Source organism: Pseudomonas sp. WS 5071 (assembly GCF_012985765.1).
Taxonomy (GTDB): Bacteria; Pseudomonadota; Gammaproteobacteria; order Pseudomonadales; family Pseudomonadaceae; genus Aquipseudomonas; species Aquipseudomonas lundensis_A.
Genome location: NZ_JAAQWY010000006.1, coordinates 15886 through 38346, shown reverse-complemented (window position 1 = coordinate 38346; position 22461 = coordinate 15886). Strand labels below are relative to the sequence as shown.

Below are 22461 nucleotides of genomic sequence, written 5' to 3'. Positions count from 1 at the left end.
TGACACGCACTAAAAAGCCCCCGAATACCGGAGGCTTGGTTTGCAACCTGCCCCTGTTGTGCCGGTCTTAGCCGTTCGAACAGCCGTTACCCATGATGCGGTACTCAAGAATGTGGCGCTGACCCTGATGGTCTTCGTAGGTCATTTGCGCCGGAACCACTTCGCATACATCGGCAGTGGGCGTCACGCTGATAACTTTGGCAACGTCCAGATCGGTAGCGTAGGTGTACTGTTCAACCACCGGTTGGGCCTGTGCCACTTGAATATCTTCAGCAGCGGCCAGTGTCGAAATACCCATCAAAGCAAGTGCGATCAAACGTTTCATTTATTTAAGACCTTAAAACAATCACGTATCACTGACTTCCATTGCCGTGCAGGCGGGAGAAGTTGTTACGTCATTAAGTCGGTATGGCGTAACACGAAGTACCGTGCCCTGTTTCACTGTTTCGTCCAGGGATGTACATAGAATACCGCCCCCTTGTATTGATTAAAGTCAAAAGATCGCCAAGCAGTTTTTCCGGATTGGTAACAATGGGGGGTTTTTCCCACGCGCACTAAAAAGCCCCCTCCGAAGAGGGGGCTTGGGGTCGCATCCGTGCGTGCAACCATGGGGGCAGCGCACGGGTTTAGTGGGTGCTGCAGCCGTCGCCCATCACTTGGTATTCGACGGTGTGACGCTGACCTTGGTGGTCTTCGTACGTCATCTGTGCGGGTACCACTTCACACACTTTTGGAATAGTCGACAAACTGATGACGTTGGCAATGTCCAATGTCGACCCGTAGGAATAATGTTCAACTTCGGGTTGCGATGGTTGGGTTGTTTCACTGGCCATGGCAACAGTCGCCATGCCAGCCATAAGTAAAGCAATTAACTGTTTCATTTATGTGGCCTCTAAAGTAATCAAGGGGTAACACTGACTGACTTCATTTGCCATGGGGCGGGAAGAAGTTACGGCGCCCGTTGATTATTCAATAAGCCCGTACGAAGTACCGGTTGGAAAGTGCATAGGTTGTGTATTACATGTCGCCAAGTTTACGCCGTTCAAACTTCTGAAAAAGCCCTGATGGCAAAAGGCTGTGTTACCGCATGGGTAACAATGTGGTGACGTTGAGCCCATTTTAAAGGGCGCGTCGTCGAGGCCTTGCTGGCATACTGGCCCGTCAGATTCTGGAGCCAGCCATCGCATGCACGTGGATTCCCCCCTCAGCGCCTGGGAGCAGGCCGTTGCACAACACGGTTTTGTTCACGACCCCGCGCAGTGGTGCGCGGTGCAGGCCTTGCAGCGCTGCCATGAGCAACTGAATCGGGACGTGAACCCCGTCAAAGGGGTGTATTTGTGGGGCCCGGTCGGGCGTGGCAAAACGTGGTTGATGGATCAGTTTTTCCAGAGCCTGCGCGTACCAGCTCGACGCCAGCATTTTCATCACTTCATGCAGTGGGTGCACCAGCGTTTGTTTCAGTTGATCGGGACGGCAGACCCGCTCACTGCATTGGCGAAAGGCCTGGCTCAAGAGGTGCGGGTGCTGTGTTTTGACGAACTGTTCGTCAATGACATCGGTGACGCGATCATTCTCGGCCGTCTGTTTCAGGTGATGTTCGATGAAGGCGTGGTGTTGGTGTGCACTTCCAACCAGCCGCCCGAGCAGTTGTACGGCCACGGTTTCAACCGTGAGCGCTTTACGCCGGCGATTACCGCGATTCTCAAGCACATGGATGTGGTTTCGGTGAACGGAGCCCAGGATCATCGCCTGCACCCGGGCATCGCCGAACAGCGTTATTGGGTAACGCCTGTGGGGCACCCCAGCGTCATGGGGCCTTTGTTCGAGCACTTGACGCAAGGGCGGGCTTGCACCCATCAACCGATTGTGCTCGGGCATCGCTCGCTTGATGTTCTGGGCGCCAGTGACAGCGTGCTGTGGTGCAGCTTTCACGCGCTCTGCGAACAGCCGTTGGCGGCCACCGAATTCATGGTGTTGTGTGACCGTTTCAAGGTCATTGTGCTCAGCGCAGTCCCCTGCCTGAGTGCCGAACAACGCGAAGGCAAGATTGCACGCGGTACTGAGGATGGCGCGGTAAAAGTCGAGGCGGGGGATCGGGAGCTGCCGCAGCTGTCGAAGTATGACGACAGCGTGCGGCGTTTTATTGCGCTGGTCGATGAGTGTTACGACCGCAAAGTGCCCGTGTGCATCGAGGCGCACGTACCTATGGAGCAGCTGTACACACAGGGCTATCTGTCATTTGCGTTTCGCCGCACCTTGAGCCGGTTGCGGGAGATGCAGTTGCAGCGGTTCGGCGTTCACTGACAGCACTGGCCAGCACGAGGCTGCTGCCCTTCGGTTCAGTCCCATTCAGGCGCCAGGCGTTCTGGGCTGGTCAGACGATGGCCACGGTCTAACGCTGCAATATGCTGCATGTCGGCTTCGGTCAGTGTCAGCTCGCACGCCTTGAGGTTGCTCTCAAGGTTGGCGCGCTTGGTAGACGACGGAATCACCGAATAACCCAGTTGCATGGCCCACGCCAGCGTGACTTGCGCCGGGGTGGCGTTGTGCCGCTCTGCAATGTGTTGAATGACCGGGTCTTTCAACACGTCGCCATAGGCCAGCGTCATGTAGGACGTTATGTGAATACCTTGGCTCTTGGCGAATTCAGCCACCTTACGGTTTTGCAAGTACGGGTGCAGTTCGACCTGGTTGGTCGCAATGTGCTCGGCGCCGACTGCGTCAATCGCTTCTTTCATCAGCGCGACGGTGAAGTTGGACACACCGATTTCTTTGGTCAGCCCCTGTTGCTTGGCGTCCAGCAGCGCGGCCATGAATTCGCTGACAGGCACTTCGTTAGCCGGCGAAGGCCAGTGGATCAGGGTCAGGTCGAGGTGGTCGGTGCGCAGTTTCTTCAGGCTTTCTTTCAGGCTCGGAACCAATGTTTCGCGGCTGAAATGATCGACCCAAATCTTGCTGGTGATGTACAGCTGATCCCGTGCCACGCCACTCTCGGCAATGGCTTGGCCGACATCGGCTTCATTCTCGTAAATCTGCGCGGTGTCCACAGCGCGGTAACCCAGCTCAAGGGCATTTTTAACCGAGTCGATCACCACTTGGCCTTTTAGTCGAAAAGTGCCGAGGCCGAAGGCTGGAACTGTCATGGATAACTCCTTGGAGGTCGTAAGAATGAGGGTGAGTATCGCTGCCCTTGTGGGGGTGAAACACCCGTCCTGAGGCAAAGCTCTCTTGAGCACAGGTCATGAATCACTGAGTTCGTTCAGGCGTGGGAGTTCCTGCTGGGTGACCCGGGCCCGAGGCCTAAATTTCGTCGATGCGCACACGTTCTAGCTTGGATAACGCCTGCATTCAGGCTGGGACAGGTAGGGCAATGACGATTTCTCGACGAGGGTTCATCGCAGGTTTAGCGATCACCGGGGCTGCCGCGCCTGCAGCGTTCTATGGACATCGCGCGTTGACGCGGGTGGACGAACCGATCACCCCTGGCGAGGCAACGGTCGATCTGGCAGACACGGCCGGGCAGCAACTGGCCGATCAGTTGCGCGGTCTATGGACGATCCGGTTCAGCGGCCAGGATGCCGGACTGCACGGGTTGCCGTCCGGCGACCTCGAAGTGTGGCTGGACATTGCGCCGCGGGGGCGAGGGGTCCGGGGTTTTCTGGACACGGCTCAGGTGTTGCACAGCGAGCAGACCCCGCGCTATCGCATCCTGGGCGATCTGGTTGAGCCGCAAGCCCGGCGCATGCACTGGCGCCTGACCCGCAGTGATGCTGCTCATGGGCTACCCGATTACGAATTGAGTTTCAGCCTTGATGAAGTGTGGGGCCTGTATGGCAATGCGGGCAGTGGCACTTTGAGTGGCCGGGTGCAGCGTCTGGATCGCCCGCTGGCATTGCCCGAGCAGGACAACCACTTTGTCGCGCTCAAATGCACCTTTCCTGAAGCCCGCGCGCGTATCGGCCTGAACCCGACCCTGCTGGCATGGCTGGTGTCGCCGCAGCATCGGCTTTTTCACCAGCTTTGGCATGCCTCACGCGACACCTGGCACGACCTGTCCGAGACCAAGCGCAATGCCCTGCGCGGCATCGGCTGGCAGCCCGGTCAGCGCAACAAGGAGCGCGACGCCCGGGGGCCACGCAAGGACCGCAATGGCTCGGGGGTGGATTTCTTTTTCATGCACCGACACATGTTGCGCACGGCGCGCTCGATGCAGCATTTGCCCTCGTGGTCCGCGCTCCCGTTGCCCCAGCCGGAGCTGGAACGCGACCGCGCGGGGTTTGCGCGTTACTTTGATAACCACGACGGCAGCGCCTTGCCACCGACCTGGCTGGCGGAGGGCGACGCGCTGTATACCCAATGGTTGAGCGACATCAAACAGCCTGAGACCTTCCACAGTAATTTTGAGGTGTGGGAGTCGCGGTATCGCGATCCGCGTTACCTGTCGAGATTGACCCTCGGCCAGTTCGGTTCGGAGGTTGAGCTGGGGCTGCACGACTGGCTGCACATGCGCTGGGCTTCTGTGCCGCGCGACCCGTCCAATGGGGCGCCTGTGCCCTATGCTCGTGATCCGGCCGATTTTTCCGCGCGTTGGTACGCCCCCGAGAATGACTTTTTGGGTGATCCGTTTTCCTCCCACGTCAATCCGGTGTTCTGGTGCTTTCACGGCTGGATCGATGACCGCCTTGAAGACTGGTACCGCGCCCACCAGCGTTTTCACCCAGGCGAAGTGACCTGCATGGACGTCAGCGGTGTGCCGTGGTTTGCGCCGGGCCGCTGGGTGGAAGTGGGCGATCCCTGGCTGGGGCCCATCACCCATGGTTGCAGCACCACGCCGGGGCTGGCAGAGGGCAAAACGGTGGAAATGGACCCTGAGACCATGAAGCTGGCGTTACGTATTACTTTCGCTGATGAACAGGTGCTGGACACGTTGCAGCGCAAGGTTCCACGTCGTCCCTGGTATGCCCGGCACCTGGCGATATAAGCCCCTCGCAGCCAATCGGCATGAGGGGTACATCAGGTATCAGTCGGGGTTGAATTTTAAAATGGCGAGATCATTGCAAGGCCGCTGACCGATCAAATAAAGATCGCCCGAGTACTGTGTGAGGCAGGGTGGTGACAAGTAAGCGCCTGCAGTTTTGTCTACGTGCTCCATCCCCTGCTTGGGTTGAAACCTGTCAATGGTGTACTGGTTGCTGTCGCGCAGGCGAGCCGCGGAAAAAAAGCATTTATCGTGTGCAGCAAGTGCCGGAGCGCCATAGGTGCCGCGCTGTTTGGAGAGGTGTATGGGGTGCCAGTAGCTGGATAAACGGCATATAAGTTGTTGCTCGGCCGGGGTTCTTATTCCCACATAAGGCACGTTCTCGTAAATGCACAGTGAAGGACTTCCTGCGGTGTTTATATCAGGATCAAGTACATGCGGTTGCCAGCCGGTGTGATCCAGAACCTTGTGGTAAAACGCGTGTTGCCGTGTGCCGCGCAAGGCGAGGTACAAACTAGCGCCATTACTTGCGACAGAAGGCGCATCAGACGTTAATACGTTGGGCACTGACTCAGTCGATGACCACTCAGCGCCTGAATAGTTAAGCAAGCGTATGGTTTGATCGGTCGCGGTATAAAAACAATACAGGTGTTGCGCGTACACCGTCACGGCCGGTCGAAAATGCGCAACTTGCGGGGCCGGTAGCTCATTGATACTTTCCAGTCTTAAGTCGTTGTCCGCGTTTTTGTTCAGCACAACATAACCCAGCGTCACAGCGTCAGGGGTTTTATGGCGGGTATAGAACGCATACAACTTACCTTTGAACTCGACGGCCGACACACCGCTGGAAATACCCGTGCCTTCAATGGGCATGATCAATTCCCAGGTTGGGCAACCCGAATTGTGTATTGGCGCATCTGAATTGTTATTGGATAAATGATTCATGGGGCGTCTTTTTGGCTTGGCTGCAAGTTGGGGGGCGGCAACGGTTAGTTTCCGTTCGCGTGAAGAGGGAGCGGGAATGGCGGTTCACTCCGGGATTTTAATCAGGGTTAAACCGCGAAATACCCAAGTCATTGCACGGCCGCTGTCCAAGTAAATATAAATCATGGTCGTAGGTCGTCAGGCACGGAGGCGACACGTAAGGGCCAGCTGTTTTGTACAGCTGCGGCCTGGCTGCGGGAGGGTGGATAAGTTCGGTTTAAAAACGGTGGGTGACGCTACTGCGCGTGGCAGTAACGATGAATTTTGCCCACGCATGCAGTGCGGGCGCGCCGTATAGGTTGCGTTGAGAAAGCCTTAAAGCAGGTCGCCATTGATTGTCGGTGAATACAAAGACATGCAGTTGTCCATCCAGGCCATTGATTGCCACGTGGGGGTTTTCCTCATACATGCACAGTGACGGGCTGTCGTTGAAAAGGATGTGATAGCTGGGGATGTTCGTGCCCCAACTGAAGTTTTCGAACACGTTGTGATAGAACACATTCCCCACGGTTCCGCGCAGCACCAAATACAAGCGGTTGCCGTGCGTGGCGACAGAGGGTGCGTCGGCCGTTAACGTATGGGGCACGGTATCCACAGCGGACCAGTCGGTTCCCGTAAATACGTGATAGCGCAGGGTTTGGTCGGTGGCTGTAAAAAAGCAAAATAAATGATCGTCGTAAACCGTAACGGCGGGTCTGAAGTGAGCCACGTCCTTGGCAGTGAGTTCATCAAGGCTTTCTACAAAGAGTCTGTTTTTAATGTTTTTGGACAAGGTGGCATAACCGATTGTCGTCGGTTGCCCGGGGTTTGATTTGAGATAGAACGCATAGAGTTTGCCTTTGAATTCAACGGCTGAAACACCACTGTTAATACCGCTTCCTTCAATCGGGATAAGTAATTCCCATGGCTGGCAAGTGAGCGTGTTTGGCAGGGTAGTTAAGTCAACGTCTTTATCAGGGGTGGCGTTCATGGTCATGCCTCGTGCGCGCAATGTGCTGAGTATTTAACTGGGTGCTGTACGAAATGTATGTGCGCTGCGCGTGGGGGATAAATGTCAGCGGGATCATGGGTCGCCGTGCAACCTCATGATTGAGGTGTTTCAACACCGCGCACATCGCTGGGTGTCGAAACAATAAGGCGCAATGAACCCGCCTTGGGGATACATAGTTAAGCGTTCAGAAAAAAGTGAATGCCGGCACAACTTACTTGGCGTGCCAGCCCCCGCCGAGTGCTTTGTATAAGGCAATGCTGGCTTGCAAGCGCGCCCTGCGCAGTTGCACGTGCAGGTCTTGCGCCTGGTACAGCGTGCGCTGGGTTTCCAGCACCGTGAGCAACACTTCCGCCCCGGCTTCATAGCGGTGTTGGGCTATGTCGAACGCCTGTTGCGCCTGCTTGAGTTCTTCGTCTTGCCACTGGCGTTGGCGGTCCAGCCCGATAGCGTTGTTCAGGGCTTTTTCGACATCGGCAAACCCGCTGATGATGCTGGCGCGGTAGGTGTAGAGCAGTTCCTGCTGGCGGGCGTTGGCTTTGTCACGTTCGGCGCTCAGGCGGCCGTTGTTGAAGATCGGCGCGGCCAGCCCTGCCGCAAGGTTATAAAACGGGCTGCGCAGCACGTCACTCAAGCGGTCGGCGCCCGAGCCCAGGCTGGCGCTCAAGGTCAGGCTGGGCAGCATGGCAGCACGCGCGACCGTGATGTCGGCGTGTGCCGCCGCCAGTTTGGCTTCGGCGCTGGCTATGTCCGGGCGTCGGCTGAGTAAGTCGCTGGGCACGCCGCTGCCGAGGGTTGGCCAGTGCAGGCGGGCGAAAGACGTCTCCCCCAGGTGCAGTTGTTGCACGGGTTTGCCCAGCAACACCGCCAAGGTAATGCGTGCTTCTTGGGCTTGTTGTTGCACAAGCGGCACCTGCCGTTGTTGGCTGGCCACCAGGCTCTTTTGCTGGGCGAGTTCCAGCCCCGTGGCCGAGCCTGCGTCATGGCGCGTTTGCACCACCTTGAGCACCCGTTGAGCGTTAGCGAGGTTGAGGCGGGCGATACGCAGTTGTTCCTCCAGGGCCAGGGTCTGCACATAACCATTGGCGACGCTGCTGAGCAGCGTCAGTTCCACGGTTGCACGATCGAACTCGGTGGCCCGAAGCGCCTGTACGGCACTGTCCCGGGCAGCGGCTTTGCCCCCCCAGAAATCCACTTCATAGCTGGCGGTCAGGTTGGCATCAAAGTAGTCCACGGCTTTATTGTCATCGGTGGCATCCAGCTGGCTGTAGCCTTTGCCGCGCAGGAGTTTCTCCCGGTTGCCGCTGCCGCTGAATTTGACCTCCGGCAGCAGCGGCGCACCGGCAATCACGGCGCTGGCGTGGGCTTGCTGCACGCGGGCGACGGCGGCCGCGAGGTCGTAGCTGTCCGCTTGGGCCCGGGTAATCAAGCGATTCAATTCGGGGCTGCCAAACTGTTGCCACCACTGTTGGTTGACGGTTAGAGAGGCGCGGACAGCTGCGGATTGCCACGTCGCCGGTGGCACCACGGCCTTATCGTCGCCTGCAGGATTCTGGCTGCAGGCGCCCAGTAACAGGCACAAGGACAACACACTCAAGGACGGCTTCATCAATTGTTTATTCACTGGTCAGGGCCGTGACCGGGTCGAGCCGGGCAGCTTTGCGGGCCGGCATAAAGCCGAAAATGACGCCAGTTACCAGTGCGCAGCCAAAGGCGCCGAGGACGGCAACCCACGAGAACGCGACTGCGACATCGCACAGAGACAACACGGCGCCGACGATAAATGCCAGGCCGACCCCGGTCGCACCGCCCACCACCGAGAGCATCAGGGCTTCGGTGAGGAATTGGCGCAGGATGTCGCGTTGGCGCGCCCCGGTGGCCATGCGAATGCCGATTTCACGGGTGCGTTCACGCACCGTCATCAGCATGATGTTCATCACCCCGATGCCGCCCACCAGCAGCGAGATCGCAGCAATCGAGCCGAGCATCAACGACAGGGTGTTGCGGGTTTTGGCTTCGGCCTGAATCATTGCCGCGTTGTTGGTGATTTCGAAATCACGATTGCCGCCGTGCAACTTGAGCATCAATTGCTCAATGGCTTTTTCGGTCTGATTGACCTTGCTCGCGTCGGCCGCGGCGATCACCACGTACTCAGGGTTGTGGGTGCCAAACAGGCGCACACTGGCCGCGGAGTAGGGCACCACGATGCGCGAGTCACTGTCAGAATCCCCGGAGCTGGCGCCTTTTTCGGCCAGAATCCCCACCACGCGAAACGGTACGTTCTCCAGCAGGATGTAGCGCCCGATCGGGTCGGGCACGTCCTTGAGTACCTTTTCCCGCACTTTCTTGCCGATCACGGCCACGGCGGCCGCGGCATCCTCGTCGGCCTGGGTGAAAAAACTGCCTTGCACCACCGGCCAATTGAAAATGGCCGGGAAGTCGATGCCGTTGCCCCCCGTGTACATCGTGTGATCGACATTGCCATAGCGCACACCGATCTCGGCGCCGTTGATCGGCATGATCATCTTCACGTGCGGCAGCGTGGACAGCGCGGCCACGTCATTGAGCGTGACAATCCCCAGCGGCGCCCGTGGGCGCGGCGACATGCCGCTCAGGTAGATGATGTTGGAGCCAAACGCGCCCATTTCGGCCATGACGTGACGCTTGCTGCCTTCACCCACGGCCAGCATCACCACCACCGACGCCACGCCAATGACGATACCGAGCAAGGTCAGGGCGGTGCGAAAGCGATTAATCCACATCACCCGCCAGGCCGCGTGGACGGCATCCAGCAGCTCGCCTTTCCAGGCGCCACGGGCTTCGCTGCCTTGATTGAGGCGCTGGCGCAGGTCGATGGCCTGCAGGGTGGTGGGGGTGTCCGTGAGCGGTTGTGCACCGTGGGCGCTGTCGCTGATGACCTCGCCATCGCGCACCTCGATGATGCGTTTGGCCCGTGCCGCGACTTCGCGGTCGTGGGTAATCAGGATTACCACATGGCCCTGGCTGGCCAGTTCATCGAGCAACGTCATGACGTCGGCGCCACTGTGGCTGTCGAGGGCACCGGTGGGTTCGTCAGCCAGGATAATGTGCCCGCCGTTCATCAAGGCGCGGGCGATGGACACCCGTTGTTGCTGGCCGCCGGACAGTTGATGCGGCCGGTTGCCAGTGCGCTCGGCCAGGCCCAGGCGCGTCAGCAGGGCAGCGGCGCGGGCATGGCGTTCGGCGGCGGGCATGCCGGCATAAATGGCGGGCATTTCGACGTTTTCCTGGGCCGAGGCAGAGGGAATCAGGTGATAGCCCTGAAACACAAAGCCGAACGCTTCGCGGCGCAGCCAGGCCAGTTCGTCGCTGTCCAGGCTGGCCACGTCTTGGCCCGCAAACAGGTAGCGCCCGGAGGTCGGGCGATCGAGGCAGCCGAGGATGTTCATCAGTGTCGATTTGCCGGAACCCGAGGCGCCGACAATGGCCACGAATTCGCCCGCATGGATCGACAGGCTGACGCCTTTGAGCACCTGCACCTGCGGGGTGTCGACACCACCGTACACCTTGCGGATGGCATGCAGTTCAATCAGGGGCGTGGCCATTTAACCTCCGTCGCCGGGGGTGGGGCCGATCAGCAGGTGGTCGCCCTCGTTGAGCCCTTCAAGGATCTGTACCCGCAAGCGGTCGCTGATACCGGTGCGGATCTGGCGGGCTTCGATGTCACCGTTTTTGGCCACCACCTGGGCTGTCTGGCGATCGCCGTCGTTGCTGCCTTGCAGGGCCACGATGGGCGCCAGCAGGACATCTCGGGCCTGATCGGCGACAAAGAACACTTGGGTCGTCATTTCGGGCATCAGCGCTTGATCGGTGTTGTCGACATCGAGCAGCACGGTGTACAGCACCACCCTTGCGCTGCCGCTTTTGCCTGAACTGGCAGGGCTGCCGCCGCCCTGGCTGGCCTCGTTCAAGGGCTTGGGCGGCACGGGCAGGATTTGCCGCACAGTGCTGGTCCAGCGCCGGTTGCCGCCGCTCAATGTTGTGAAATAGGCCTGCATACCCGGTTTGACGTGGCCGATGTCGGCTTCCGAGACTTCGGCCCAGACCGTCATGGGCGACAAGTTGGCGATCCGCAGGATCAGCGGCGTTTGCTGCTGGGCATTGAGGGTTTGTCCTTCGCGGGCGTCGATGGCCACGACAGTGCCGGACATGGGCGCAAAGATGCGCGTATAGCCCAATTCGGCTTCGTCACTGCGCAAGCTGGCCTGGGCCTGACGGATCTGCGCCTGGAACATGTCGATGCGCGCCTGAGTAGTGCGCACCTCTGCCTGGGCACTTTGTATGTCTTCTTCGCGCGTGGCGCCGCCTTGGGCGAGGCGCTGCTGGCGCTGGAATTTCTGCCGCGCCAGATCATGCAGGGCGCGCTGCTCGTGCAGTTGAGCCTTGAGGTTTTCAATGGCGAAGCGGCTGGCGTCGAGCTTTGCGGTTTGTGTCGACGGATCAATCTCCACCAGCGGCTGACCTTGCGTGACCTCGGCGCCGACCTCGACGTGGATCTTGCGGATTTGCCCGGACGCCTGGGCGCCGACATCCACGTACTGACGTGGTTGCAGCGTGCCAAGTGCCGTGACGCTGTTTTCAATGTTGCCGCGCGTCACCGTCACCGTGTCATACGTTTCGCGGCCGGGTGTCAGAAAGGGCCAGGCAACAAAGGCACCGACCAGCAGTGAAGAAAATGCGATCAGTACAGCGCGGCGGGTCTGTCGGGGGCGTTTCATGCAGGGTTCCGGCCAATGGGATTTGGCCCGTCGTCAGGTCGTCGAGCCGAAATGCCCTACAGCTAACGCTGTCACGAGCTGACAGTTACGGGGAGCTGTTGAGTAGACGTAGAGCTGAACAACGAATTTAAGGCGGGGCAGAACAGGTTATTTCTGAATATTTCCTGTTTGTCTCAACGGCCGGACTTTAAATCTATATGAGAATTACTATAAATTACGTCCCCTTAAGTGCCATCATCATGCCGCCATCTGATTCGGCCTTGTTTCAGCGCTCATGGAAAGTTGCCGCACCGGTTGCGGTCAGGAGTTACGTTGGAAAACTACTACCGCGAGCTGGTCAGCTTTTTGAGTGCCAGACTGGGCAATGCGCAGGCCGCCGAAGATGTGGTGCATGACGCCTATGTACGCGTTCTGGAGCGTTCCAGCGATGAGCCGATTGAGCAGCCGCGGGCCTTTTTGTACCGCACGGCCCTCAACCTGGTGATCGACGGGCATCGACGCAACACCTTGCGCCAGATCGAGCCACTTGAGGCGCTGGACACCGACGAGCGCTTTTACAGCCCATCCCCTCACGCCACCCTGGCGCAGGGCCAGCGTCTGGAAATGGTGCAGCGTGCGCTGAATGAATTGCCTGCGGTATGCCGCGACAGTTTCTTGCTGCGCAAGCTTGAAGGCTTGTCACATCCGGAAATTGCCGAGCGCCTCGGTGTCTCCCGCAGCGTGGTCGAAAAGCATATTGTCAACGCCATGAAGCATTGCCGGATTCGGATTCGGCAGTGGGACAACGCCTAAATTTTATTTCTGTAGTCTCGTTCCTACTCAACAGACGACCTGCCGTGCTGCCACAGCGCAATCGGGTCATGGGCTTTTTCTCCCCCCTGTTGAGGGGTAATCCAGAGGACACTGGAAATGACACAGGCAATCGCTTCGGCCGTCGTTCATGATCTGATCGGCATTGGTTTCGGGCCTTCCAATCTGGCCTTGGCCATCGCCCTGGAAGAAGGCGGGCAGGTGCAAGGCCCGCTGGATGTGCTGTTTTTGGACAAGCAGGCGGACTACCGCTGGCATGGCAATACGCTGGTCACCCAGAGTGAGCTGCAAATTTCCTTCCTCAAGGATCTGGTCACATTGCGCAACCCGACCAGCCCGTATTCGTTCGTCAATTACCTCAATGCCCACGGTCGTCTGGTTGATTTCATCAATCTCGGCACCTTTTACCCGTGCCGCATGGAGTTCAATGACTACCTGCGCTGGGTGGCGTCGCACTTTGAGGCCCAAAGCCGCTACGGCGAGGACGTGTTGGCCATCGAGCCGGTGTTGCATCAGCAACAGGTACAGGCGCTGCGCGTGATTTCCCGCGATATGTCAGGCCAGCAGCACGTGCGCACGACGCGTTCGGTGGTGGTCAGTGCCGGTGGTACACCGCGTATTCCTGAAGCATTCAAGGCACTCAACAGTGACAGCCGCGTCTTCCATCACTCGCAGTACCTGGAGCGCATGGCTGCGCAACCTTGCGTGAGCGGCAAGCCCATGCGTATCGCGATCATTGGCGGTGGCCAGAGTGCCGCCGAAGCATTCATTGATTTGAATGACTGCTTCCCGTCGGCGCAGGTGGATTTGATCCTGCGCGGCTCGGCCCTCAAACCGGCCGATGACAGCCCGTTCGTCAACGAAGTGTTTTCTCCGGCGTTTACCGACCTGGTGTATCAACAGAACACCACCGAACGTGAGCGCCTGATTACCGAGTACCAGAGCACCAACTATTCGGTGGTCGACATTGACCTGATCGAGCGTATTTACGGGATTTTCTACCGTCAAAAAGTGTCGGGTATTGCCCGTCATGCGTTTCGTAGCCTGACCAGTATTGAAGGGGCCGTTGCAGATGCGCAGGGCATCACCCTGGCGCTGCGCAACACCGCCACGGCTGACCTCAGCGCGCAGCAGTACGACGCGGTGATTTTGGCCACAGGCTATGAGCGCCAGTTGCACCGGCATTTGTTGGCACCGCTGGCCGAGTACCTGGGCGACTTCGAGGTGGACCGCGATTACCGCATTGTCACCGACCAGCGCTGCAAAGCCGGGATTTACATGCAGGGCTTTTGCCAGGCCAGCCATGGATTGAGCGACACCTTGTTGTCGGTGCTAGCGATTCGTTCCGAGGAAATAGCCGCGTCGCTGTATGCCCACGTTAAACGCCATACCCAAAGTCACCTCAACGCCGAGCAGCTGTTGGCGGCTGTATAGCCTTTAAACAAACGGGCTGTGTCACTCATTGAAGGGGCTTTTGCGGTTGAGGGTTCAGGGGGGGGGCACTTGAACCCTCACTGGAATCTGAACCCTTCCTGAAGGGTTTTCCGATTTACCGCACGGACGTATGCCTGCGGTTTACTCTCTAAAGCGTCAGGCGTAAGCTGCCGGCGTTTTCATCCATAGCGGAGTTCCTCAGTGGGTACCAGTTCGAGTGACAGTAGTCGGCCGGTCTTCAAGACTGGCAAACATTCGGCAAGTTAACGCGCAGATTCCCCTGCCGTTTCTTGCTGAACAGCGAGAAATGGCGTCTAGAACCGGTCCCCTGTGACCTGATCCGGCAAGCCCTCTCTTCGACACTTAAACCTGTGTGACCAACGCCTTTCGCCAGGCCGGTTGCCTCAGGAAGCAGGCCCATGCCCCGCGTTTGCGGCGTAGCGCCTGTGCTCGTCTGCACCTGCCGTGGAACACCGCTGACGTTGTAAGTCAGAGGACTCACCATGGGCCACACCCTTATGCCAATCCGCCGTCGCCATCATCGACCTGCATTGCCGGGCCGGGGGCGATTGCCCCGTTAAACGCAGGTATCCGACCTGCACACGAGTATTGACACCATGAATGACGGTTCGAGATTAAGGCCGCCTGCGTAAGCCCCGATCAGGGTGAGCGCAGGCGGCGCAGGAGTAGCACGATGAAACTCACCCTGAAAGAATTTTTCGCAGGTTTTCTGCGCACGCGTCACATTGCACGGCACTTTCGCCGCCTGGCATTGCTGGACAGCGTGACAGACACCACGGTCAGCCGCGAAGTGCCGCCCACCCTGGCGCAAACCCTGGTGGCGGCCGCCCACCGCGACAGCGCGCAGTTGATCGACAGTCTCGGTACTCACACCGATGGCCTGAGCGAGGTCGAAGCCCAGGCACTGCGCCAGCAACACGGGCTTAACGAGGTAGAGCACGAACAGCCCTTGAGCCGTTGGGTGCACCTGTGGCACTGCTATAAAAACCCCTTCAACTTGTTGCTGACGCTGCTGGCGGCCGTGTCGCTGGCCACCGATGACGTCCAGGCCGCTGTGGTGATTGGCACGATGGTGGTGTTGTCCACGGTGTTGCGCTTTTGGCAGGAAGCCAAATCCAACAAGGCCGCAGATGCGCTCAAGGCCATGGTCAGTAACACAGCCACAGTGATGCGCCGCGACTTCAGTGCCGATGCGGCGCCGGTGTTTGGCAAGTTTTATGGGGCGTCGTTGCACATCAAGGGTGCGCAACGCATCGAGCTGCCGATCAAGCAACTGGTGCCGGGCGACCTGATCGTGTTGTCGGCCGGGGACATGATTCCGGCAGATTGCCGCGTGCTCAGCGCCAAGGACCTGTTTGTCAGCCAGGCCGCCATGACCGGCGAATCCATGCCTGTGGAAAAATTCCCGCACCAGGCAGACCGTGACACCCGCAACCCGCTGGAACTGGAAAACATCGTGTACATGGGCACTAACGTGGTGTCCGGTGCGGCAACTGCCGTGGTGCTGACCACCGGCAACAACACCTATTTTGGTGCATTGGCCCAACGGGTCGGCGCCACGGACCGTGGCCCGACGTCGTTTCAGACCGGTGTCAATAAAGTCAGCTGGTTACTGATCCGCTTTATGTTTGTGATGGCGCCGCTGGTGCTGTTCATCAACGGTTTCACCAAAGGCGACTGGCCAGAGGCCCTGCTGTTTGCACTGTCGGTGGCCGTGGGCTTGACCCCCGAAATGCTGCCCATGATCGTTACCTCGACGCTGGCCAAGGGCGCTGTGTTTCTGTCGCGTAAAAAGGTCATCGTCAAACGGCTGGACGCGATCCAGAACTTTGGTGCAATGGATGTGTTGTGCACCGATAAAACCGGGACCCTGACCCAGGACAAAATTTTCCTCGCCCGTCATGTGGATGTGTGGGGGCAAGAGTCCGACGACGTGCTGGAAATGGCCTACCTCAACAGCTATCACCAGACCGGCCTGAAAAACCTGCTGGATGTCGCAGTGCTGGAGCATGTTGAGGTGCACCGCGAGTTGAACGTGGGCACGGCCTACAGCAAGGTCGACGAAATCCCTTTTGACTTCACCCGCCGTCGCATGTCGGTGGTGGTGGCCGAGCAAGACCGCCCGCACGTGCTGATTTGCAAAGGCGCTGTCGAAGAAGTCCTGTCCGTGTGCAAGAAGGTTCGTCATGGCGACTCGGAAGAAGCTCTGACGGATGAACTGTTGGCGCGCATTCGTCGCGTCACGTCAGCGTTCAATGAAGAAGGGTTGCGGGTGGTGGGGGTGGCGGCGCGCTCAATGGAGCCGGGGCGCGACACTTATACCCTGGCGGATGAGCAGGACCTGACCCTGATTGGCTACGTGGCATTCCTTGATCCGCCCAAGGAGAGCACGGCGCCTGCGCTTAAAGCCTTGGCTGAGCACGGCGTGGCGGTCAAAGTGCTGACCGGTGATAACGAGTTGGTGACGGCGAAAATCTGCCGGGAAGTGGGGCTGGACCAGCAGGGCTTGTTGCTGGGCAATGACATTGAGCGCATGAGCGATGCTGAACTGGCGGTTGCAGTGGAAACCACCAATGTGTTCGCCAAGCTGACGCCCACACACAAGGAGCGCATCGTGCGCTTGCTCAAAGCCAATGGCCATGTGGTCGGTTTTATGGGCGACGGGATCAATGACGCCCCGGCCTTACGCACCGCCGACATCGGGATCTCGGTCGACAGTGCCGTGGACATTGCCAAGGAGGCCGCTGACATCATCCTGCTGGAAAAGAGCCTGATGGTGCTGGAGGAGGGCGTGCTGGAAGGGCGTCGCACCTTCGCCAACATGCTCAAGTACATCAAAATGACCGCCAGCTCGAACTTCGGCAACGTGTTCTCGGTATTGGTGGCCAGCGCCTTTATCCCGTTCCTGCCGATGCTGCCAATGCACCTGCTGGTACAGAACCTGCTCTACGATGTGTCGCAGATTGCGATCCCGTTCGATAACGTCGATGACGACCTGTTGAAAAAACCACAGCGCTGGCAGCCGGCGGATGTCGGACGTTTCATGCTGTTCTTCGGACCGATCAGCTCGATCTTCGACATCCTGACGTTTTGCTTGATGTGGTACGTGTTTCAGGCCAATACCCCCGAGCATCAGACGCTGTTCCAGTCGGGCTGGTTCGTGGTTGGCCTGCTGACTCAAACCCTGATCGTGCACATGATCCGCACGCCGAAGATTCCGTTCCTGCAAAGTCGCGCCGCCACGCCGTTGCTGGTGATGACGGGGGTCATCATGGCCATCGGGATTTTCCTGCCAATGGGGCCATTGGCCAGCTACTTTAAGCTTGAAGCTTTGCCACCGTTGTACTTCGTGTTCTTGCCTGTGATTTTGCTGGCGTACATGGGGCTGACCCAGGCGGTGAAAGGGTTTTACATCCGCAAGTTCGGCTGGCAGTAACGTCAGTCTTCTTCCATCGCCGCCTGGTAAGGCGGCGATGATATCCAGCGATTGAGTCAAGGATGAAAGCTATGCAAGCACTCAACAATATCAACCTGGTTTCACTGGTCGACACGCTGCTCAGCCTTAGCGCAGCGTTTGTGTTGGGCGGATTGATCGGTTTCGAGCGTCAATACCGCCAACGCACCGCAGGCTTGCGCACCAACGTGCTGGTGGCGGTGGGGGCGGCCATTTTTGTCGACATGGCCAACCGCCTAGGCGGTGCCGAAGGCGCCGTGCGGGTGGTGGCGTATGTGGTGTCCGGCATCGGTTTTTTGGGCGCCGGCGTCATCATGCGTGAAGAAGGCAATGTGCGCGGGCTTAACACGGCCGCCACGTTATGGGCTTCTGCCGCCGTGGGCGCCTGTGCAGGAGCCGACCTGATTCTCGAGGCACTTCTGGGCACGTTGTTTGTGTTGGCGGCAAACACCTTGTTGCGCCCGATTGTGAACAACATTAACCGTCAGCCGTTGGACGTTATTTCGTCTGAAGTCACTTACATGGTCTATGTCATAGCGCGCCGTCATCAGCAAAAAGCCGTACTCGCCTTGCTGGAAGCCGAGCTTGAGCGCAGCAATTACCCGGCGCGGGATCTGGATATACACGCGTTTGGTCAGGAGGATGTCGAGATTGAATGCACACTGGTCGCCACGTCAGTGGACGGTGACGAGCTGGACGCATTGGTCGCACGCATCTCCACCTCCACGTTGGTGGTTCAAGCCTTTTGGAGCCCGAGTACCACAGAGTAAATCCGGGATAACGAATGACTTCTTAAGGGAATTCTTACAACAAGAGTCACCAATGCCCTTCCTCTCCAAGGCTTTTAATTAGCCATTATTTGCAGCTTGGCTGGATGAAGGTTAAAGCCGGGCAGCCAGCAAGTGTTGAGATGGGTACGAGCGCTTTGTAGGATTTTTCCTATACTCAGTTTATGTCTCAATAATATTGTCTGTTTGAGTTGATATTGAATCGTGTCCATTCAAAACGATATTTTTCGCTCGGTGTACACCGGCATTGAAACCACTGGCTGGGGTACGCATGACTAAAATTTTGATTGTTGACGATCATCCGTTGATCCGTTCTGCCGTCAGCGCAATGTTGAGCAACCATGGCTATCACGTGGTGGCTGAAACAGACAGCGGAATTGATGCTGTCCAGCTTGCCCGCGAACATTCTATTGATCTGATCATTCTGGACCTCAGTCTGCCCGGGCTCGATGGTCTTGAAGTTATCAAACGCATACGCCTCTCAGGGCTACAAAGCCGGATCCTGGTACTGACTTCCCAGCCCGCGCTGCATTATTCAAAGCGTTGCATGAGCGCCGGAGCGACCGGTTTTATCACCAAAACCAAGGGGCTGTCCGAGGTGCTGCAGGCGGTGAAGGTTGTCTTGGGGGGCTACACTTTTTTTCCTGATTTGAGTGATAGCTCGGTGCGCACCAGCGACTGCGGCGTGTCTGAAAAAGAGTTGATCCAGCTGTTATCCCCCCGCGAGTTAGAAATTTTGATCAAGCTTGCGCGAGGCCAGCGCAACATTGAAATTGCCAACAACATGACGCTCAGTAGTAAAACCATCAGTACTTATAAGTCACGCCTGAAAGAAAAGTTGAACATGAAGTCGGTTGTGTACCTGGCCGAGTTTGCCAAACGTAATAACCTGATTGAATGAACACGTTCATCCTCCAGGCCCGGGTGGGCGTGTTGCTGCTGATGTTCGGATGGCCGCAGGCGCATGCAGAGGTTTCAGTCCAGACGTTGCAGCTTTTGGGGCGTTCGAATGTTGAAGACTACAACGTGGTGCTGGAGGCTGCAGATAAGCGCTGGTTACAGCAAAAGGCTGTCTTGAAGTTGGGGGTGTCTGCCCCTGACAACGTCCCTTTCGAGCTCACCGAAGATGAGCAGTACCTTGAAGGCATTACGGCTGACTACGCTGAGCTGCTCTCGGAGTTGTTGCACATTGCTATTGACGTCAAGCGCTATCCCTCGAGACCGCTGGCTGTGCAAGCCCTCAAGCAGGGGGAAGTTGACCTTCTGGGCAGTGCCAATGATTTTGAAGCCCAGGATTCCACCCTCAAGTTGACCCAGGCGTATGCCGAAGACGCTCCCACGCTGGTGACGCAAACTGCGCGCAAAGGTCATTTGCCCACCGATCTGGCGGGACTGCGGGTGGCACTGCTGGATCATTATTTGCAGCCGCAAAAAGTCCAGGCGTTCTACCCCAAGGCCACGCTGCAACTGTACCCGTCGACCCTGACCGCGATCGGCGCGGTGGCCTTCGGGCAGGCAGACGTCTACCTGGGCGATTTCATTGGGGCCAATTACCTGATCAACAGAAATTATCTGAACAATGTGCAACTGGCGGACTTCTCGCGTCTCGAGGTGACGCCTTATTCGTTTGCACTGGAACGCGAAAACGTCAGGCTGCTGCGCATTGTTAACGCGACCCTGTCCGCCATTCCGCCCAGCGAGCGCATGACGATCCTGCGCCGCTGGAGTTCCGAAGGGCCTCAGGTGAGCGGCCATTGGCGATTGAACCTGAGCAGCAATGAACAGCGCTGGTTGAATGAACACCCGCGACTGAAAGTGGCCATTAACGACCACTACCTGCCGTTGTCGTTTATTGATGAGCAGGGCACTTTCAAAGGTGTGAGTGCCGATGTATTACGCAATATCAGCACTCGAACCGGGCTGGTGTTCGAACCGGTGACCGGCAAGTCGGTTGAAGAATTGATCGAACAGGTGGTCACGGGCGAGGCCGACCTGATGGGGGCCTTCACACCCAGCACCGTCCGTGAAGGGCAGCTACGCTTTACGCGGCCTTATCTCACAACGCCGTTTGTACTGGTCACGCGGGTGGGGCCGGGCAGCCCGGCGACCCTTGACCAGATGGCCGGCCAGCGCGTCGCCATGGTACGGGCCAATGTACTGCGCGATTTCGTTTTGCATCACTACCCCAAGGTTCAGGTGGTCGAGGCGCAAAATGCGTGGGAAGCCATGAACATGGTGGCGCAAGGTCAGGCCGATGCGGCGGTGAATGCGTTAATCAGCGCGCGTTTCATGATTTCACGCCATTTCAGCGAACAATTGCACATCACCAGTACGGTAGGCACCCAGCCTGCGCAGATCGGTTTCGCCACGGCGCGCCATTCATCTGAATTGAGCTCCATTCTCGATAAGGCGCTGTTGAGTATCAGCCCTGAAGAAATGGCCACCTTGACGCAGCGCTGGCGTACCACCGGGCCAGAAACAGACAGTTATTGGTTGCGTAACCGTGCTGCGATTCTTCAAGGGTTTGCGATTGCGGCTGTTTTGTTGGCGGTGGCGCTGTGCTGGATTGCCTATTTGCGTCGCGCGGTCGTTAAACGACAGCACTTGCTGGAGCAACTGCAAGCCGCCAAACAAAGTGCCGATGAAGCGAATCGCGCGAAAACCACGTTTTTGGCCACCATGAGCCATGAGATTCGAACGCCCATGAATGCCGTGATCGGCATGCTCGAACTGGCCATGAAAAAAGCCGAGCAGGGTGTGCTGGACCGTTTTGCTATTGAGGTGGCTTCCAGTTCGGCGCAAGAGTTGCTGGCGCTGATTGGGGATATTCTGGACATCGCGCGCATTGAGTCCGGGCACTTGTCTTTGAGTCCTGAGCGGGCGGACGTGCAGGCATTGATAGCGTCTGTGTTGCGTATGTTTGACGGGTTGGCGCGTCAAAAGCGCCTGAGTCTGGTCAGTCAAATTGTGTGCGAGGTGCCCGATACCGAGGTGTGGATGGACCCGCTGCGCTTCAAACAGATTATTTCCAATCTGCTGAGCAATGCCATCAAGTTCACGGATAACGGTGAAGTGAGACTTGTCTTGAGCGTGACCCAGGGCAGTGACCCTTCTGAACTCAGCGTATGCGTGCGCGTCAGCGATACGGGCATGGGCATCTCTGAAGCCGATCAGTCACGTTTGTTCAGTCCGTTTGTCCAGGCCAGCAACAACACCCAATCCGCCCGCAGCGGTTCAGGCTTGGGCTTGGTTATTTGCCGAACCCTCTGCGAAATGATGGGCGGTACGTTGCGTTTGCAAAGTGCAGTGGGCATGGGGACCCAAGTTGAAGTGCAGTTGCAGGTCCCGCGCCTGGAACCCATGGCAACCAGCGTTGAACCCGCACCGCAAACGGTACAACGCCATTCGTTAACCATTCTGGTGGTGGACGATTACCCGGCGAACCGCATGTTGCTGGCTCAACAGATGCGCTATCTGGGCCATCAAGTGATCGATGCAGAAAATGGTGCGCAGGGGGTTGAAACGTGGCGTGCGGGGTCGTTTGACGTGGTCATCACTGACTGCAACATGCCAGTTATGGACGGTTATGAGCTGACGCGTGCCATACGCGATCAAGAACGGCTATTGGGGATCAACCCTTGCTTGATCCTGGGGTTCACGGCCAATGCCCAGCCCGAAGAGGTGGGGCGTTGTCTGGAAGTCGGGATGGATAACTGTTTGTTCAAACCCATCAGCCTCAAAGATTTAAGCGACTGTCTGGCCTCGCGCGCGATGAGTAAAGAGGCCGATCCACTCACCGCTCAGTCTGAAATAGACCTGAGGTACCTGCTCGAAACAACTCAGGGCAATCGAGTACACGTGCAAAAAATGCTGGAGGCGCTGGTCGGGAGTAATCATCAGGACATGGCCCGGCTGCTGGCGTTGTTTGTGGCAGATGATCGCAAAGGGTTGATGGCGCTTGCGCATGGGATCAAGGGCGGTGCGCGGCTAATTGATGCGCGGGTTGTCATTGAATGCTGTGAGCGCCTTGAAGCGGCGTGTACTGCCAGTCATGCGCCCTTGCTGACCGAGTATGTAGACGCTCTGCATGACAGCATGGAAAGGCTTGATGAGGTCTTGGCGACTTATCTGGAGCAAGAGGATTGACCCGCTTGAAAAGACAAGCGGTCCCTTGAAATGCTGCGGGCTGTACTTATCTTGCTGTTGCCGTGACGCAGAGCTGTGTGGCGCCGGTAGAACATTCCAAC

16 protein-coding genes are annotated in these 22461 nt (G+C 57.9%); 8 read left to right on the top strand and 8 right to left on the bottom strand.

Going from position 1 to position 22461, the window contains the following annotated elements:
• Positions 1 to 67: 67 nt before the first annotated feature.
• Positions 68 to 325, bottom strand: a complete 258-nt coding sequence (locus HBN61_RS05130; RefSeq protein WP_170046265.1) for a DUF2790 domain-containing protein — start codon at positions 323 to 325, stop codon at positions 68 to 70.
• A gap of 301 nt (positions 326 to 626) precedes the next feature.
• On the bottom strand, positions 627 to 881 hold the full coding sequence (locus HBN61_RS05125; protein ID WP_169965150.1) for a DUF2790 domain-containing protein: 255 nt from the start codon (positions 879 to 881) through the stop codon (positions 627 to 629).
• Positions 882 to 1185: 304 nt separating this feature from the next.
• Here HBN61_RS05125 and zapE point away from each other — a divergent pair, with 304 nt between their 5' ends.
• Positions 1186 to 2304: a cell division protein ZapE gene (zapE, locus tag HBN61_RS05120; RefSeq protein ID WP_170046264.1), complete on the top strand. Its 1119-nt coding sequence runs from the start codon at positions 1186 to 1188 to the stop codon at positions 2302 to 2304.
• A gap of 35 nt (positions 2305 to 2339) precedes the next feature.
• Here the strand turns inward: zapE and dkgB are convergent, their stop codons facing one another.
• Positions 2340 to 3143 (bottom strand): 2,5-didehydrogluconate reductase DkgB, encoded by an 804-nt coding sequence (dkgB, locus tag HBN61_RS05115; protein WP_170046263.1) that lies wholly within the window; start codon positions 3141 to 3143, stop codon positions 2340 to 2342.
• 227 nt (positions 3144 to 3370) lie between these two features.
• On the opposite strand from dkgB, the gene pvdP reads away from it, so the two are divergent.
• Positions 3371 to 4981 (top strand): pyoverdine maturation tyrosinase PvdP, encoded by a 1611-nt coding sequence (gene pvdP, locus HBN61_RS05110; RefSeq protein WP_170046262.1) that lies wholly within the window; start codon positions 3371 to 3373, stop codon positions 4979 to 4981.
• A gap of 39 nt (positions 4982 to 5020) precedes the next feature.
• On the opposite strand, the gene HBN61_RS05105 is transcribed toward pvdP, so the two are convergent.
• The 5 genes from HBN61_RS05105 to HBN61_RS05085 form a co-directional block, all read right to left on the bottom strand.
• Positions 5021 to 5923 (bottom strand): hypothetical protein, encoded by a 903-nt coding sequence (locus HBN61_RS05105; RefSeq protein ID WP_170046261.1) that lies wholly within the window; start codon positions 5921 to 5923, stop codon positions 5021 to 5023.
• Positions 5924 to 6179: 256 nt separating this feature from the next.
• Positions 6180 to 6932 carry a hypothetical protein gene (locus HBN61_RS05100; protein ID WP_170046260.1) on the bottom strand — a complete coding sequence of 251 codons (753 nt, stop codon included), beginning with the start codon at positions 6930 to 6932 and terminating at the stop codon, positions 6180 to 6182.
• Between the two features lie 232 nt (positions 6933 to 7164).
• Complete coding sequence (locus tag HBN61_RS05095; protein ID WP_170046259.1) at positions 7165 to 8559, bottom strand: efflux transporter outer membrane subunit; 1395 nt, start codon at positions 8557 to 8559, stop codon at positions 7165 to 7167.
• 7 nt (positions 8560 to 8566) lie between these two features.
• Positions 8567 to 10534 (bottom strand): MacB family efflux pump subunit, encoded by a 1968-nt coding sequence (locus HBN61_RS05090; RefSeq protein ID WP_170046258.1) that lies wholly within the window; start codon positions 10532 to 10534, stop codon positions 8567 to 8569.
• Entirely contained in the window at positions 10535 to 11707 is a 1173-nt protein-coding gene (locus tag HBN61_RS05085) for an efflux RND transporter periplasmic adaptor subunit (RefSeq protein ID WP_170046257.1), read from the bottom strand.
• A 312-nt stretch (positions 11708 to 12019) separates the two neighbouring features.
• Between HBN61_RS05085 and HBN61_RS05080 the strand changes: the two genes are divergently transcribed.
• The 6 genes from HBN61_RS05080 to HBN61_RS05055 all read left to right on the top strand — a co-directional run bounded on the left by HBN61_RS05080 (position 12020) and on the right by HBN61_RS05055 (position 22360).
• Positions 12020 to 12499, top strand: a complete 480-nt coding sequence (locus tag HBN61_RS05080) for a sigma-70 family RNA polymerase sigma factor (RefSeq protein ID WP_170046256.1) — start codon at positions 12020 to 12022, stop codon at positions 12497 to 12499.
• A gap of 117 nt (positions 12500 to 12616) precedes the next feature.
• On the top strand, positions 12617 to 13951 hold the full coding sequence (locus HBN61_RS05075) for a lysine N(6)-hydroxylase/L-ornithine N(5)-oxygenase family protein (RefSeq protein ID WP_170046255.1): 1335 nt from the start codon (positions 12617 to 12619) through the stop codon (positions 13949 to 13951).
• Between the two features lie 694 nt (positions 13952 to 14645).
• On the top strand, positions 14646 to 17408 hold the full coding sequence (gene mgtA / locus HBN61_RS05070) for a magnesium-translocating P-type ATPase (RefSeq protein WP_170046254.1): 2763 nt from the start codon (positions 14646 to 14648) through the stop codon (positions 17406 to 17408).
• A gap of 71 nt (positions 17409 to 17479) precedes the next feature.
• Positions 17480 to 18196, top strand: coding sequence for an MgtC/SapB family protein (locus HBN61_RS05065; protein WP_170046253.1), 717 nt, complete (start codon positions 17480 to 17482; stop codon positions 18194 to 18196).
• 289 nt (positions 18197 to 18485) lie between these two features.
• Positions 18486 to 19115 carry a response regulator transcription factor gene (locus HBN61_RS05060; RefSeq protein WP_170046252.1) on the top strand — a complete coding sequence of 210 codons (630 nt, stop codon included), beginning with the start codon at positions 18486 to 18488 and terminating at the stop codon, positions 19113 to 19115.
• Positions 19112 to 22360 (top strand): transporter substrate-binding domain-containing protein, encoded by a 3249-nt coding sequence (locus tag HBN61_RS05055; protein WP_170046251.1) that lies wholly within the window; start codon positions 19112 to 19114, stop codon positions 22358 to 22360. Before HBN61_RS05060 ends, HBN61_RS05055 begins: the two co-directional genes overlap by 4 nt.
• Positions 22361 to 22461 lie beyond the last annotated feature (101 nt).